Consider the following 12,735-nt stretch of genomic DNA (forward strand, 5'->3'; position numbering starts at 1 on the left):
AATAAAGAGTAATCGTGAAAATGGGCGACCGCCTGGCTGGTGGAACAGCTGGCGGCCATTCTGCCCGTGATTCGAGTCACGAACAAAACCAAGGCCCACCCGTCTGATCAGACGAAATAACCCTGGCATGGATTTGTTCATTTAACAACTATTCAACATGAATAAATCCCCGGATGGTGGGGTGGGTTATGAGAATGGATAAATATACAACAGGCGCCTCATATGGCTGGGGATCGTTCACCACCATGCTGGGCGCAATTACGCTGAACGACTGGGCAATTATTGTAGGTATCGCCTGCACGCTGGGGACGTTCCTGGTTAATTCATACTACAAACGCAAGGACTACGAGTTACGCAAAGGCAACGGAGGGCAAAATGCTGAAAACACTCAGAAGTAAAGTCGCCGCCGTTATCGGCGCCGGTGCTGTTGCGATTGCCACTGTGCTGTTGAGTGGTCCGGATAGTTTAGAGGGGAGAGTGTACGTTCCGTATCGCGATGTCGCAGGAGTTCTAACAGTCTGTGACGGACACACAGGGAAGGACATCATCCCCGGAAAACGATACACAGATCCTGAATGTGACGCCATTTTTCATGACGATCTGGCTGCGGTGGCCAGGCAATTAGACCCCCTCATTAAAGCCGAAATACCGGAAACCACCCGGGCCGCGCTTTATTCATTTGCATATAACGTTGGTACCGGTGCTGTTGCAGGATCCACGCTGCTGAAAAAACTGAATTCAGGTGACCGTGTCGGGGCCTGTGATGAGTTGCGTCGCTGGGTGTATGCCGGTGGTAAAAAATGGCAGGGCCTGATCAACCGCAGGGAGATAGAGCGAGATATCTGTCTGATGGAGGCACCATGAAACTGCGCTATCAGGTGATGTTAATCTCCCTGGCTGCGACGCTGATCGGCGGGATTATCTGGTCTGCCAGTCATTATTACGAAAAATATCAGATCGAACGCCAGCGGGCAGACGCCGCAGATCTTCAACTCCAGCAGGCTACGGCCACAATTGCAAACATGACAGCACGACAGCAACAAGCCTCAGTGCTGGATGCACAACATACGGAGGAATTACAGCGTGCGAATGCTGAAAATGATGATTTGCGGCGCAGGGTTGCCGCTGGTGGTTGGGTGCTCGTCAGCGGTAAATGTCCCTCGCCAGCAACTGCCAGCGCCAGCAGCGTGGGCAATGCTGCCAGCGTCGAACTCACTGGAACTGCTGGACAAAACATTCTCGATATCCGGGCCGGAATTATCAGCGACCGACAAAAAATAAAATATTTACAGGATTTTATCAGAGAGCAATGCTGGTAGGCATTACAGGCGGCTTTTACGAGAGCCGCCGATAATGCTATTCGACTACAACCCACTCTCCGGCGCTGTCTTTTTCTACCTCTATCAGTGAACCAAACTGTTGCTCTGGTGTCTCCCCGCTGGCGTTTACTTCCCACTCCGGCATTTCTGCGAGCCAGTTTTCTTCTGTATCAACGGAGCCTGTAGCCGGGTTCATGAGATATGTTTCTTTGATCATAGTTAGCGCCTCGTCTATGTTTTTTTTGCGGTTTTTTAGCATGACAGTTATATCGGCGGAAACCAGGTCGGGGATCTGATATTTTCCTGATACCCAGTTCCGGATTGTACGGTCACTGACTGACAGAGCTGCAGCCATGTCAGTCTGCCAGCGTTTTCCGAAAGCGGCCTCACCGGCCGCGATAAGTTTTTCTCGTTTCATCGTGCTGCCTTTACCTCAGCCCATATCTCGCGCAGAGCCTGAGCAAACCAGTCGCGGAGAGAAAGCGCTTCACCCCAGCCATTTTTCTTTCCCGCCAACTGGCGAGCCATTGACCACGCGCGTTTCATCATCAGTGATTTGTTAATAACGCCGTTTTCAATAACAGCATTAGCGTGACCAGCAGTTTTATTTTTGCGACGTAACATCATTTTAAAGCCCTCTGGCTATTGGTCGGGGCCAATCCCCTTACCATGGAAACACTATAACATTCCTAAATTTAGGAATCAATGTTTTTATTTATCAAAAAATGCCATCAGGCATTGCCAAGAACTTTCTCTAAGAGAGTTTAAGGCAATGCCAAAGCATACCAGCGGCACCTGCCGCGTCCCCTTCTAACGTAATGGCCGCTGGTGGCTTTTTTATTCTGAGGCGATTATGAAAATAGCCATTGATTATGACTGTACGTTAAGTATGGCTATAGGTCTGTTCTCACGGTTTATCGCTGATGCTCGCTCTGCTGGTCATGAGGTGAAAATTGTCACATATCGCCATCCTGACAACCGGTACGACGATATCCTGCAGATTGCTGCCATGCTGGGGATTGAGGTGATATTCACCGATCACAGGCAAAAAGCCGAGGTCTGTCTGCGCCTCGGCTGGTCACCGGATATCTGGATAGATGACAAGCCGGAGCACATACCTACCGAACACGGGATGAAGAAGGTGCTCAGGAAGCAAGCGAAAAGGCGAACCGAAGGAAAACGGTGATTTATTTTATGCTGGTTTTTTTGCTTACTTTGGCTATTTTCAGGATAAACGATCTGATTTCAATCAGAGGTGTCTCGGTTTTACCGAGTGTTATATTTATTTAACCAGAGGAATGTTCTGTTATGGCGCTCACAGACAAGCAAGAAATGTTTTGTCGCGAGTACCTCATCGATTTAAACGCCACGCAAGCGGCTATTCGGGCGGGGTACAGCGAAAAGACAGCCAATCGCACTGCGTCCGAAAACATGTCAAAACCTGATATCAAGTCCAGAATCGCCGAACTGAAATCGCAACGCAATGATCTGGTTGGCATAAATGCAACATACGTCCTTAATCGTCTCGTTGAGATAGACCAGATGGACGTTCTCGACATCCTTAACTCTACCGGGGAGCTAAAGCCGGTAGTGGAATGGCCAAAAGTATGGCGCACGACTCTATCAGGTCTGGAGGTCGTGGAAATGGCATCAGAAGGCAACACTGCAGCGCTGCTAAAAAAAATTAAGTGGCCTGATAAGGTCAAAAACATTGAATTGCTCGGCAAACACATTGACGTGATGGCATTCAAAGAGCAGGCAACCCACGAACACACCGGCAAGAACGGTGGCCCCATCGAAATGGCAACTATGACAAAAGAAGAATACAAAGCAGCGCGGCGGGAGATGCTGGAGGATGACGACTGCTGAGCAAAAGGCTTATGCCCGTAAGATTGAGTGCGAAGAAGACGGGCTCTATTATGCTCGCTACTTCTTCAAACAGCGCACTGGCGGAAAGATGATTGTCGCGCCGCACCACAGGGTGATTCAGAAAACACTGGATCGCGTCATTGATGGTGAGATACAACGCCTGATCATTAACGTCCCGCCGGGTTACACGAAAACGGAACTGGCAACCATTAACATGATGGGTCGCGGACTGGCGCTAAACTGCCGGGCCCGCTTCATGCACCTGTCCTATTCGCATAATCTGGCATTGCTGAACTCCTCCACGGCGCGCGGCATGATTAAGTCGCAGGCGTACCAGTCCATGTGGCCTATGACGCTACGTGATGACGCAGATAGTAAGGCTATGTGGTGGACTGAGCACGGCGGCGGCGTTTACGCGTCGTCAGCTGCTGGACAGGTTACCGGATTTCGTGCCGGGCACATGGAGCCAGGCTGGCAGGGGGCGTTGATTATCGATGACCCGGTTAAACCTGACGATGCATATTCCGAGATCGTCCGTGATGGCGTGAATAACCGTTTTAACGAGACAATAAAATCACGACTGGCGGTCGAAACGACGCCGATGATTGTCATCATGCAGCGTATTCACTACCACGACCTGAGTGGCTATTTGCTGCGTGGAGGGAGTGGTGAGAAATGGCATCACCTGAACCTGCCGGTGATCATCGACAACAGCCAGTCATACGCTGCGCAATATCCCGAAAACACCCACGCCATACCCATCGACCATGGGCTGCATGATGGCTGGCTATGGCCGTTCAAGCATAACGAATCGCACCGCGTATCGCTGTTCTCGCACAGGCGCACCGCCGAAGCTCAGTATATGCAGAAGCCTCGACGGTTTAATGCTGAGGGCGCGCTGTGGACTGAGGTAATGATAAGTGCGGCTCGCGATCTGCAGATTCATCACGACAAAGTTCGCACAGTCGTAGCTATTGACCCGCAAGCAACAAACAGTGATGAAAGCGATGAAACAGGGATTGTTGCTGCCAGTTCATACGGTGCCGGTGATAAAAAACAGTTCTCTGTTGATGGCGATTACAGCGGTAAGTATTCCCCTGCCGGATGGGCGAAGAGGGCCATCCGGGCTTACGAGCAACATGAAGCAGACGCAATTGTTATCGAAACCAACCAGGGCGGTGACATGGCGGAGGAGACGCTCCGCAACGCTGATTTTGAGGGGAGAATAATTCGCGTGCACGCCAGCAAAGGAAAGTACGCTCGCGCTGAGCCAATATCGGCGCTGTATGAACAGGGTCGGGTGGCCCACCACGGCAATCTCTATGTGCTTGAAAACCAGCTAATGGAATATATACCGACCACGGCAAAGAAATCTCCCGACCGTCTCGATGCGGCAGTTTATGCGCTCACTGAACTCGGCGGCACTCAGCCGATGGGAATGATGATTCCAAAACGCCTGCAAGGTCGTTAAACTGAGTAATAAGTGGCTAGGGTAGCTCCCGAAAAGCGGCATCGTCACCGCCTGCCACTGATAACCTGACGAGCAACTAAGGCGAGGTTGTACATGAGCATCAATGAAAACAGCGATTCCTTTGAGCTTATCGTGAAGTACGGTTTGCATGTTAAACCATCTGAAAACAGCGCTTCAGGTAAGCGATTTGCAAGCGTTGGATATCCGGTAAGTGAATGCCACTTGGAGTATGTGCATGAAGAGCTGCCAGGTGACGAGCTTGGAAATAAGATTGCATACCGTACTGCAATATTTCGCGCAGTTCAGGCCATAACAATCCTGCACGACTTGCAAGATGGGCGAGGCTGAGATGAAAAATTCCCTCACCGTTAATCTTAGAGGTGCGGAAAATGACGTCTCTGTTGATATTCTGAATGAAAAACGTATTCAGGCCATTTCACAGTTACAGCATGAAGAAGAAAACGTTTATCGCTCCGCCATTGCTAAAAGATTTGGTGAGTTTAACGATGAAAATGCCAAGAAATGCTCGTTGCGAATGGCTGGCAGCATTAAGCAACTCATGTACGGTGAAGATATTCTGTGTGAAATATATCCCTTTGAACAAACAGCACTTCCAGGTTCTAGTGCATCGAACCGGATAACGCTTACGCTTAAATACAGAATTATTTAGTAGTTAAAGTTACGAATTAAGGTCGCCACGGCGGCCTTTTTTATTGCCTGAAATACAGCAATGAGGTTCAGATGAGTGCATCAATGCCAGCATTTAACAACGGGCTGCGGCTATATGAGGAAAATGGCAGTATCGGAGTATGCACGATGGATGGCAGGCCAATTAATGGCCTCATTTCTGTGATTGCGCATTCTGAATGTGGAGCAATCACCAAAGCCACCATCGAAGTCGAAGTTGTTAACGCTGAAGGCGAGAAGGCAACCCACACTGCTAACCGTTATAGAAAACCATCCACTACCTGGTGAGGACCCAGAATGAATAAAAACCTCACTCTGGCCGTCAACCATGCATTGAATGACAGTATAGCGCGTGCGCGTTCTGGACTACTCAATCACAGCATGGGTATTGACGCGAAACGCTCTACTGCATGGTGTGAGTACGGATTCAAGGAAACTCTCGATTTTTTTGACCTGTATAAACTTTACCGGCGAAACGGGATCGCTAACGGCGCGGTAAATAAGCTGACTGGCAACGTCTGGAAAACAAACCCTGAGATTATCGAGGGCGAGAAGAAGAACGAATCTGACGCAGTTACGGCGTGGGAACAGCGAACAAAAACCGTATTTACTAACCGATTATGGCGTGTGTTCTCTGATGCTGATCTGCGCCGGCTGGTGGGTCGATATTCTGCCATTCTCCTGCATATTAAGGACAACAGAGGGTGGAATACCGAGCCAACAAGAGGGCGAGCTCTGGAGAAGGTCACCTCTGTATGGGCTGGGGCAATCAAGGTTAAGGAGTGGGATACGGGCATTAACTCCCGGACCTATGGCCAACCGAAAATGTGGGAATACACAGAGCAACTGGCAAATGGATCGGCGCGTAGAGTTGATGTTCATCCTGGCAGGGTATTTATCCTGGGTGATTATTCTGATGATGCTATCGGGTTTCTTGAACCTGCATATAACGCCTTTGTCAGTCTGGAGAAGGTTGAGGGTGGTTCTGGAGAGTCTTTCCTGAAGAATGCCTCTCGTCAGATGAATATCAACTTTTCTGACGGCATTGATTTCAAAAACATTGCTGCGATGTATGGCGTCAGTGTTAGTGAGTTGCAGGAGAAATATAACGAGGCCGCCAGGGAGATAAATCAGGGTAACGATGTGCTGCTGATTACCCAGGGTGCAACTGTTACTCCGATGGTTACTGAGGTCGCGGATCCATCGCCAACCTATAACGTCAACCTGCAGACTGCCTGCGCGGCTGTTGATATCCCGTCCAGAATCATCATTGGTAATCAACAGGGTGAGCGTGCCAGCACGGAAGACCAGAAATATTTCAATTCCCGCAGTCAGTCATATCGGGCAGATCTCTCGTTCGAGATAGAGGATTTCTGCAACAAGCTGGTCGGGCTGGGGATTATTGATGATGTCCAGCAAAAAACAGTCATCTGGGATGACCTCAACGCCCAGACGGCAGCAGAAAAACTGGACGGTGCTTACAGAATGGCACAGATAAACGCAACGATGCTGGCCGCTGGAGAGCAGCCGTTCAGTAGCGCAGAAATTCGTACAGCGGCTGGCTATGAGGGTGAGCCAGAGCCGTTAGGTGAAGACGATGAAGAAGAAGCCGAAATCGCCAGTCCTCCCGGGTAATCCTAAAGATCCGACTGGTGTAGATCGTCTGGAACGCGGAGCCATGAAAGCATTCGCGGAACGCATGAAACGGATCAGAAAAGTTTACATCGATATTCTGGAGCGCATTCCGGCATCACCTGCAGTAAACCAGCGTTACGCGTTCGATCTTGATGTAACCCTTCTAACAATGCTGCTGAATAACGCCTCGCTCAATGTTGACGAATTACTCTACGGAAGCACTGAAAATAACTGGTTCTGGTCTGATTACGTCAGCACGGCATATCAGCGAGGTACAGCACAGGAATTTGCCAATCTCTCCCGGCAATCTGCGGTATATGCCGCGGGCCAGCAAAACCTTCAGACAATCCTCATCAGCGCGCCTTTCCGGAAGCGGATGGCATTGTTACGGGCCCGTCTCTTTGAGGAAATGAGGGGGCTAAGTGCTGATGTGAAGGCAAACATGGCAAGGATCCTGACAGACGGACTGGGTAGAGGGCAGGCTCCACGGGATATCGCAAAACGACTGACCGAGCAAACCGGTATTGAGTCACGCAGAGCAAACCGCATCGCCAGAACAGAGATCACCACCGCACTACGGCGTGCTCGCTGGGATGAGTCTGACGACGCTACAGAGCAGTACGGGATTAAAAGCAGACTCATGCATATCTCAGCGTTAAGCCCTACGACGAGGGCAACACACGCCGCACGCCATGCACATCTGTACACCACTGATGATGTCAGGGAGTGGTACTCAACCGGAGCTAACGCTATCAACTGTAAATGCAGTCAGATAAGTGTGCTGGTCGATGATGACGGGAAGCCTCTCGACGAAAAAGTTATCGAGAGGGCGAGAAAAACATTCAACACAATCAGGGCCCGCGGTTATGAATGGGCTGAGGATTAATTATGCCAATGCAGGTCAACGTCACCACCAGGGTGAATAACCAGTCTATCCGCCGGGAGGTTCACAACGGGCGGGAGCATATTGTTATACCGAGCTACACGTTGCCGGCCAATGTCATCATGAATAACGAACTGTATACGGAGTCTGAAATAGATGCTCATTACCGGGGGCTGGAAGGCACTCTGGCGCCGTTAGGTCACCCCACGGTTAACGGTCAGTTTGTTTCTGCGTTTTCACCTGAGGGCCTGAATGTTGGGTTTATCGGCGCGTGGAATCGCAACGTCAAAAAGGCCGGTAATCGTGTCTATCTGGAGAAATGGCTCGACGTAAACAGAGCTCAGGAGTCAGCGGGTGGGCGCGAATTACTGGAGCGAATCAAAGCTATCGAACGTGGTGATGATGTTCCGCCAATTCACACCAGTGTTGCAGTATTCCGCGAGCAACTGGAGGCGAACGAGGAGCAGAAAGCCGCTGGTGCACAATGGGTTGTGAAAATCCACGCTATGGATCATGACGCAATTCTGCTGCATGAGGTTGGGGCTGCCACACCAGAGCAGGGCGTCGGTCTGATGGTAAATGCAGATCAGGCTGTTCCGTTGCAGGCAAACGCCGGCGCACTGGTGGGAGAATCATACCGGGAACGAGAGCGCAGGCTGGAGAGGGCAGCTCAGGAAAAGTTTGCGTCAGGTTCAGATGATTATGCGTGGGTTGCTGATTTTACTGATTCTCAGGCCGTCATTGTTCGCAACGGTGGCAGTGCTCAGGTTTATGGGTATGCCGCAAACGGCGGAAAAATCACGTTTGACGATACCGGAACACCGGTTGCCAGGCAGGAGTCATGGGTCTCCATCATCGGTAACAAAATCAAATCACTTTTTACTCAGCAGGATACGCCTGCGACAAATCAGGAGGGCGACATGCCTTTAACCAAAGAAGAACTGGAACAGATCGGCGCTATCGTCGGTGAGGCAATCGCTGCCAACAACGAGAAGGCACTCAAGCCATTACAGGACAGTATTTCTGCTATCCAGACCAATCAGCAGCAACTCAGCGAAACACTGACCTCCAACAGTCGGGCGGAGGAGAAGACAAAGCGCGAGGCAGTGGCGAAAGTACACGGTGAAATCGTTGCTAACGCGCTGTCAGGTGAAGCGCTGGATGTGATGTTCAAAAATATCGGTCAGTCTGCGCCGCTGGGGGCTAACTCTGCACAGCAGCAGGAGGCAAACGGTGCGCCAGATCCATCCGTTTACTTCGGAGGTGCTAACTGATGGCCCGCTATCGTCGTGTGAATATTGATGGTAAGTCGCTGTATAAAACGGAAACCCGCAAAGCAGCTACTGATCTGCTGCCGGGCACGTTTGCTGTGATTAACGGCGATGAGTTCACCCAGGCATCAGCGCTGGTTGGCCGTCTGTATGTGTTGGATCCTGCGTTCAGTGAGGGGCTGAGCATCACTGACACTATCCCTTCCGGTCATTCAACCAGTGGTAACTATGTCGAGGAGGGGCGTGAACTGGCTGTGCTGTGTCCTGCAGGCACATACGCCAAGGATACACCAATTAAGATTGGTTCTAATGGCCGCGGGGCGATCGCATCATCTGATACAGATTCGGTGATCGGGTATAGCCAGGATGACGCTGTTATTGCAGCCGGTCAGACCGATTTCATCCGCGTGCGATTCCGCGTTGGCACGGCGGCGTAAGGAGAAAATAATGTATTTTGACCCTAAAACACTGGCTACAAACAGCCGTTTACGTGCTCACTGGGATTCGCTCTGGGGGCAACGCAATATCTGGAATACATCCCACCGTCTGATGGTTAACAATTATCGCGGTGCGATGGACACAGAGACGTTGGCCGCTAACTCCCTGCTCGGCGATGGTCTGGGTATTGATTTCTGGAAAGAGGTTGATAATCAGATTATCCAGTTGCGGGATCAGGAAATTGGCATGGAAATCGTCAATGACCTGATGAGCGTGCAGACTGTTTTACCCATTGGAAAAACGGCGAAACTCTATAATTTTGTTGGTGATATTGCGGATGATGTCGCTGTAAGCATTGATGGTCAGGCTCCGTATTCATTCGATCACACTGATTTCGGCAGCGATGGCGATCCGATCCCGGTATTCACTGCGGGGTATGGTGTTAACTGGCGTCTGGCCGCTGGACTGAATACGGTTGGTATTGACCTTGTTCTGGAATCTCAGTCTGCAAAAATGCGCAAATTTAACAAGGCGCGCGTATCCTACTATCTGGATGGAAGCAGCAAGATTCAGGTAGCCAACTATCCGGCGCAGGGGCTCCGTAACCATCGCAACACAGCCAAAATTAACCTTGGTTCTGGCGCTGGTGGTGCGAATATCGATCTGACCACAGCAACACCCGAACAGTTACTGGAGTTTTTCGGCCCCACCGGTCCGTTTGGTATGACGCTGCGCGCCAATAAAATAACCGCTCTTGATAAGTTGTGGTTGAGTGACGCTATCTGGGCAAATGTGTCTAAGCCATATGTTATCAGTGTAAATGGTGGTTCAAATGCTCTGCTCGGCGGTACAGTTCTGGATGCAATCAGGCAGTTTATTCCGGCCCGTGACATCGCGATGACTTACGCGCTCACAGGCAATGAGTTACTCGGCTATGAGCGCAGGCAGGACGTCGTGTCACCGCTGGTGGGAATGGCGGTGGGCACTGTTCCGGTGCCGCGAACAATGCCGCAACACAACTATAACTTCCAGATCATGTCAGCTGAGGGTCTGCAGGTTAAACGTGATGCTGAGGGTCATTCCGGGGTTATCTACGGTGCAAATCTGGGCTAAGGGGGATTCATGGCTAAGTATGAAGTTGTCCGTCCATGGCATGGTGTGGCACTGGGGGATGTGGTGGAGTTTGAAAAACTGCATCCGTCTCTGAAATCTCACCTCAGGCCGATTTCATCCGCCGCCGCGGCATCAGCAACACCAGCGGCAGAGGTAACACCAGCAACGCCAGCGGCGTCCAGCAATAAAGAGCAGAAAAAGTCCTGACATGTTTGCGCCAGTTGGCCGCCGAAAGGCGGTTTTTTTATGCCCCGCTTCGGCGGGGTTTCTTTTTCGGGAGGCGTGATGGTCATCTTTGAACAGGCGAGTGAATATCTTGATGGGCAGGGCGTAAATCTCCCTGAGTTCCTGCTGAATGCCCTGATTGAGCAGGTGAACAGTATTCAGGAATGCCTGGATGCTAATTACCCTGAATCTACAGCCCTCCTTATCCAGATGTATCTGCTGGGATTACTGGCGCTGGCGCAGGGGGATAAATATATCAGCTCACAACATGCGCCAAATGGTGCATCTCAGTCATTCCGGTACCAGTCATTTGCAGATCGCTGGAGTGGATCACTGAATTTGCTGCGATCTCTCGACAGGGAGGGTTGCGCGACCAACCTGATCCCCCCTGATCCAACCGTAACGGCTTTTGGTGGGTTGTGGATTGGTCGCGGTGGCTGTATGTGCGGGAATTAATATGATGTGGACATCAGTAGATGATGGGTTACCGACGCCGTTCGTTAAGGTCTGGGTGCTGACCGACACGGGTCGGCAGACAACGGCCTATATCAGGAGCGATGGAACCTGGAATTTTTTATGCCCGAAATTTGCAGCACAACAACCGGCCGTTGTGAAATGGAGGGGATAGCGAGTGAGCAAAACTGCAAGCTGGTGCTACACCAAAAATGCCACGTTCTGGAAAAATCTCGGTTTTAATGAAAGCGGTGATCCGCTTGGTTTTGCTGAACCGGTTATCATCAAATGCCTGTATAAATCAGCCACAGCCGCGAAACAGGATGCTGTGGGCGTGGAAATAACCACGACAATCACATTCTGGACGGAGTTTTCTGGTGCCCGGCGCGGTGATTACATGATGCCCGGTATTTCAATGGACCAGGACCCGGTAGCGGCTGGCGCTGATGAGGTGATGAGCGTTGATCTGGATGCCAGTGCGTTCGATTCATCACCGGACGATTACACCATCAAAACCGGGAGGTAGTCATGCCGGTACGAATAAGGGGATTTGAGCAGGCCAGAAGCAACCTGGATGACATAGTGAAAGACATTCAGGGAAAGAAGGCGGTCAGGGCACTGAAGGTTGCGACGGGAATTATTGCATTGCACGCCGCGCAGTATACGCCGATCGGTAAAACATCAACACTAATCAACTCACTGGCGCAGGATGTTACAGCCAGGGGAACCAGAATAACCGGCAGGGTAATTTACTCTGCAAACTATGCAGTGTATGTGCATGAGGCTCCCGGGGTTCTGAAAGGAAAGCGCCGCCCGGCATCGCAGGGAGGGGGTAATTACTGGGACCCATCGGGTGAACCTGAGTTTTTAAAGAAGGCTGCAGAAGAAACAGAAACCGAGGTCAGAGGGGCCATCGCCAGGGAGATGAGGTTATGACGCCACCAATGTATAAGCGGGTGAGAAATTTTATCGCTGAATCAGGACTCCTGACAGGATACATCATCCAGAACCTCATCTGGACAGATGATATTGCCGATACCAGAAAGACCAAAAGTTACGTTGTATTCAGACCTAACGGTGGAACCAATCCTGACAGGGAGCTGGGAAGTGAACATTACACCATGGTTGATGTTATCTCGGCAAGGGGACCATCAGCTCATCATCGGGCTGATAATACTGTAAATGCAATCGTCGATTACGTGCAGAAAAACCCCATATCAGACTCATGTCTCGGTCAGATAACCTGTCTTGGTGCTGTGCCGGCCCCCGTTCTGTCTGCTGAGGGTCGCCTGATTTACCGCCTCCAGTTCGCCTGCCTGTACGGCGAATAATCCACAAAACATTTTCTCCTGCCGCCTCCGGGCGGCTTTT

The 12,735-nt window shown here is 50.8% G+C and carries 21 protein-coding genes; 19 read left to right on the forward strand and 2 right to left on the reverse strand.

Translation table 11 applies throughout. The features are described from left to right. Positions 1-188: 188 nt before the first annotated feature. From AQ981_RS16545 to AQ981_RS27345, 3 genes are read left to right on the forward strand one after another with little or no spacing between them, the layout of a single operon-like run. Positions 189-398 (forward strand): phage holin family protein, encoded by a 210-nt coding sequence (locus tag AQ981_RS16545; RefSeq protein ID WP_058912853.1) that lies wholly within the window; start codon positions 189-191, stop codon positions 396-398. Next, positions 376-864: a lysozyme gene (locus tag AQ981_RS16550; protein WP_058912854.1), complete on the forward strand. Its 489-nt coding sequence runs from the start codon at positions 376-378 to the stop codon at positions 862-864. The genes AQ981_RS16545 and AQ981_RS16550 overlap by 23 nt, the downstream gene beginning before the upstream one ends. Next, complete coding sequence (locus AQ981_RS27345; protein ID WP_249226329.1) at positions 861-1,319, forward strand: lysis protein; 459 nt, start codon at positions 861-863, stop codon at positions 1,317-1,319. The genes AQ981_RS16550 and AQ981_RS27345 overlap by 4 nt, the downstream gene beginning before the upstream one ends. Before the next feature lie 37 nt (positions 1,320-1,356). Here the strand turns inward: AQ981_RS27345 and AQ981_RS16560 are convergent, their stop codons facing one another. Together AQ981_RS16560 and AQ981_RS16565 are read right to left on the reverse strand one after the other, a co-directional pair. Then, positions 1,357-1,737, reverse strand: a complete 381-nt coding sequence (locus tag AQ981_RS16560) for an Aca2/YdiL-like domain-containing protein (protein ID WP_058912855.1) — start codon at positions 1,735-1,737, stop codon at positions 1,357-1,359. Next, positions 1,734-1,946 (reverse strand): hypothetical protein, encoded by a 213-nt coding sequence (locus AQ981_RS16565; protein WP_058912856.1) that lies wholly within the window; start codon positions 1,944-1,946, stop codon positions 1,734-1,736. The genes AQ981_RS16560 and AQ981_RS16565 overlap by 4 nt, the downstream gene beginning before the upstream one ends. 226 nt (positions 1,947-2,172) lie before the next feature. On the opposite strand from AQ981_RS16565, the gene AQ981_RS16570 reads away from it, so the two are divergent. The 16 genes from AQ981_RS16570 to AQ981_RS16635 all read left to right on the forward strand — a co-directional run bounded on the left by AQ981_RS16570 (position 2,173) and on the right by AQ981_RS16635 (position 12,695). Continuing rightward, positions 2,173-2,505: a hypothetical protein gene (locus tag AQ981_RS16570; RefSeq protein ID WP_058912857.1), complete on the forward strand. Its 333-nt coding sequence runs from the start codon at positions 2,173-2,175 to the stop codon at positions 2,503-2,505. A 122-nt stretch (positions 2,506-2,627) separates the two neighbouring features. Beyond that, complete coding sequence (locus AQ981_RS16575) at positions 2,628-3,188, forward strand: terminase small subunit (RefSeq protein ID WP_058912858.1); 561 nt, start codon at positions 2,628-2,630, stop codon at positions 3,186-3,188. Then, positions 3,175-4,659 carry a phage terminase large subunit family protein gene (locus tag AQ981_RS16580; protein WP_058912859.1) on the forward strand — a complete coding sequence of 495 codons (1,485 nt, stop codon included), beginning with the start codon at positions 3,175-3,177 and terminating at the stop codon, positions 4,657-4,659. The genes AQ981_RS16575 and AQ981_RS16580 overlap by 14 nt, the downstream gene beginning before the upstream one ends. 93 nt (positions 4,660-4,752) lie before the next feature. Further along, a complete protein-coding gene (locus AQ981_RS16585; RefSeq protein WP_058912860.1) occupies positions 4,753-5,007 on the forward strand; it encodes a hypothetical protein in 255 nt (84 codons plus the stop codon). Position 5,008: 1 nt separating this feature from the next. Beyond that, on the forward strand, positions 5,009-5,329 hold the full coding sequence (locus AQ981_RS16590) for a hypothetical protein (RefSeq protein WP_249226330.1): 321 nt from the start codon (positions 5,009-5,011) through the stop codon (positions 5,327-5,329). A gap of 71 nt (positions 5,330-5,400) precedes the next feature. After that, positions 5,401-5,634, forward strand: coding sequence for a hypothetical protein (locus AQ981_RS27695; protein ID WP_154675948.1), 234 nt, complete (start codon positions 5,401-5,403; stop codon positions 5,632-5,634). Positions 5,635-5,643: 9 nt separating this feature from the next. Then, a complete protein-coding gene (locus tag AQ981_RS16595) occupies positions 5,644-6,981 on the forward strand; it encodes an anti-CBASS protein Acb1 family protein (protein ID WP_058912862.1) in 1,338 nt (445 codons plus the stop codon). After that, complete coding sequence (locus AQ981_RS16600) at positions 6,944-7,867, forward strand: phage minor head protein (RefSeq protein ID WP_058912863.1); 924 nt, start codon at positions 6,944-6,946, stop codon at positions 7,865-7,867. The genes AQ981_RS16595 and AQ981_RS16600 overlap by 38 nt, the downstream gene beginning before the upstream one ends. 2 nt (positions 7,868-7,869) lie before the next feature. After that, on the forward strand, positions 7,870-9,138 hold the full coding sequence (locus tag AQ981_RS16605) for a hypothetical protein (protein ID WP_058912864.1): 1,269 nt from the start codon (positions 7,870-7,872) through the stop codon (positions 9,136-9,138). Continuing rightward, positions 9,138-9,572 (forward strand): gp53 minor capsid family protein, encoded by a 435-nt coding sequence (locus AQ981_RS16610; protein ID WP_058912865.1) that lies wholly within the window; start codon positions 9,138-9,140, stop codon positions 9,570-9,572. The genes AQ981_RS16605 and AQ981_RS16610 overlap by 1 nt, the downstream gene beginning before the upstream one ends. 10 nt (positions 9,573-9,582) lie before the next feature. After that, on the forward strand, positions 9,583-10,686 hold the full coding sequence (locus AQ981_RS16615; RefSeq protein ID WP_058912866.1) for a major capsid protein: 1,104 nt from the start codon (positions 9,583-9,585) through the stop codon (positions 10,684-10,686). A gap of 9 nt (positions 10,687-10,695) precedes the next feature. Continuing rightward, on the forward strand, positions 10,696-10,893 hold the full coding sequence (locus AQ981_RS26190; protein WP_071608920.1) for a glycoprotein: 198 nt from the start codon (positions 10,696-10,698) through the stop codon (positions 10,891-10,893). 78 nt (positions 10,894-10,971) lie between these two features. Next, complete coding sequence (locus tag AQ981_RS16620) at positions 10,972-11,367, forward strand: DUF7370 family protein (protein WP_058913024.1); 396 nt, start codon at positions 10,972-10,974, stop codon at positions 11,365-11,367. A 175-nt stretch (positions 11,368-11,542) separates the two neighbouring features. Beyond that, complete coding sequence (locus AQ981_RS16625) at positions 11,543-11,890, forward strand: hypothetical protein (RefSeq protein WP_058912867.1); 348 nt, start codon at positions 11,543-11,545, stop codon at positions 11,888-11,890. Between the two features lie 2 nt (positions 11,891-11,892). Continuing rightward, positions 11,893-12,300, forward strand: coding sequence for a hypothetical protein (locus AQ981_RS16630; RefSeq protein WP_058912868.1), 408 nt, complete (start codon positions 11,893-11,895; stop codon positions 12,298-12,300). After that, positions 12,297-12,695, forward strand: coding sequence for a phage tail termination protein (locus AQ981_RS16635; protein ID WP_058912869.1), 399 nt, complete (start codon positions 12,297-12,299; stop codon positions 12,693-12,695). The genes AQ981_RS16630 and AQ981_RS16635 overlap by 4 nt, the downstream gene beginning before the upstream one ends. The last annotated feature ends 40 nt before the right edge of the window (positions 12,696-12,735 follow it).

Origin of the sequence: Entomohabitans teleogrylli (assembly GCF_001484765.1) — a bacterium.
In the GTDB taxonomy this organism is placed as follows: domain Bacteria; phylum Pseudomonadota; class Gammaproteobacteria; order Enterobacterales; family Enterobacteriaceae; genus Entomohabitans; species Entomohabitans teleogrylli.

Coding starts and splice junctions, on each gene's coding strand:
- AQ981_RS16575 (WP_058912858.1), top strand. CDS start 2,628: ATGGCGCTCACAGACAAGCAAGAAATGTTTTGTCGCGAGTACCTCATC.
- AQ981_RS16565 (WP_058912856.1), bottom strand. CDS start 1,946: ATGATGTTACGTCGCAAAAATAAAACTGCTGGTCACGCTAATGCTGTT.
- AQ981_RS27695 (WP_154675948.1), top strand. CDS start 5,401: ATGAGTGCATCAATGCCAGCATTTAACAACGGGCTGCGGCTATATGAG.
- AQ981_RS16600 (WP_058912863.1), top strand. CDS start 6,944: ATGAAGAAGAAGCCGAAATCGCCAGTCCTCCCGGGTAATCCTAAAGAT.
- AQ981_RS16615 (WP_058912866.1), top strand. CDS start 9,583: ATGTATTTTGACCCTAAAACACTGGCTACAAACAGCCGTTTACGTGCT.
- AQ981_RS16550 (WP_058912854.1), top strand. CDS start 376: ATGCTGAAAACACTCAGAAGTAAAGTCGCCGCCGTTATCGGCGCCGGT.
- AQ981_RS16630 (WP_058912868.1), top strand. CDS start 11,893: ATGCCGGTACGAATAAGGGGATTTGAGCAGGCCAGAAGCAACCTGGAT.
- AQ981_RS16595 (WP_058912862.1), top strand. CDS start 5,644: ATGAATAAAAACCTCACTCTGGCCGTCAACCATGCATTGAATGACAGT.
- AQ981_RS16545 (WP_058912853.1), top strand. CDS start 189: ATGAGAATGGATAAATATACAACAGGCGCCTCATATGGCTGGGGATCG.
- AQ981_RS16620 (WP_058913024.1), top strand. CDS start 10,972: ATGGTCATCTTTGAACAGGCGAGTGAATATCTTGATGGGCAGGGCGTA.
- AQ981_RS16610 (WP_058912865.1), top strand. CDS start 9,138: ATGGCCCGCTATCGTCGTGTGAATATTGATGGTAAGTCGCTGTATAAA.
- AQ981_RS16580 (WP_058912859.1), top strand. CDS start 3,175: ATGACGACTGCTGAGCAAAAGGCTTATGCCCGTAAGATTGAGTGCGAA.
- AQ981_RS16590 (WP_249226330.1), top strand. CDS start 5,009: ATGAAAAATTCCCTCACCGTTAATCTTAGAGGTGCGGAAAATGACGTC.
- AQ981_RS16570 (WP_058912857.1), top strand. CDS start 2,173: ATGAAAATAGCCATTGATTATGACTGTACGTTAAGTATGGCTATAGGT.
- AQ981_RS16605 (WP_058912864.1), top strand. CDS start 7,870: ATGCCAATGCAGGTCAACGTCACCACCAGGGTGAATAACCAGTCTATC.
- AQ981_RS27345 (WP_249226329.1), top strand. CDS start 861: ATGAAACTGCGCTATCAGGTGATGTTAATCTCCCTGGCTGCGACGCTG.
- AQ981_RS26190 (WP_071608920.1), top strand. CDS start 10,696: ATGGCTAAGTATGAAGTTGTCCGTCCATGGCATGGTGTGGCACTGGGG.
- AQ981_RS16560 (WP_058912855.1), bottom strand. CDS start 1,737: ATGAAACGAGAAAAACTTATCGCGGCCGGTGAGGCCGCTTTCGGAAAA.
- AQ981_RS16635 (WP_058912869.1), top strand. CDS start 12,297: ATGACGCCACCAATGTATAAGCGGGTGAGAAATTTTATCGCTGAATCA.
- AQ981_RS16585 (WP_058912860.1), top strand. CDS start 4,753: ATGAGCATCAATGAAAACAGCGATTCCTTTGAGCTTATCGTGAAGTAC.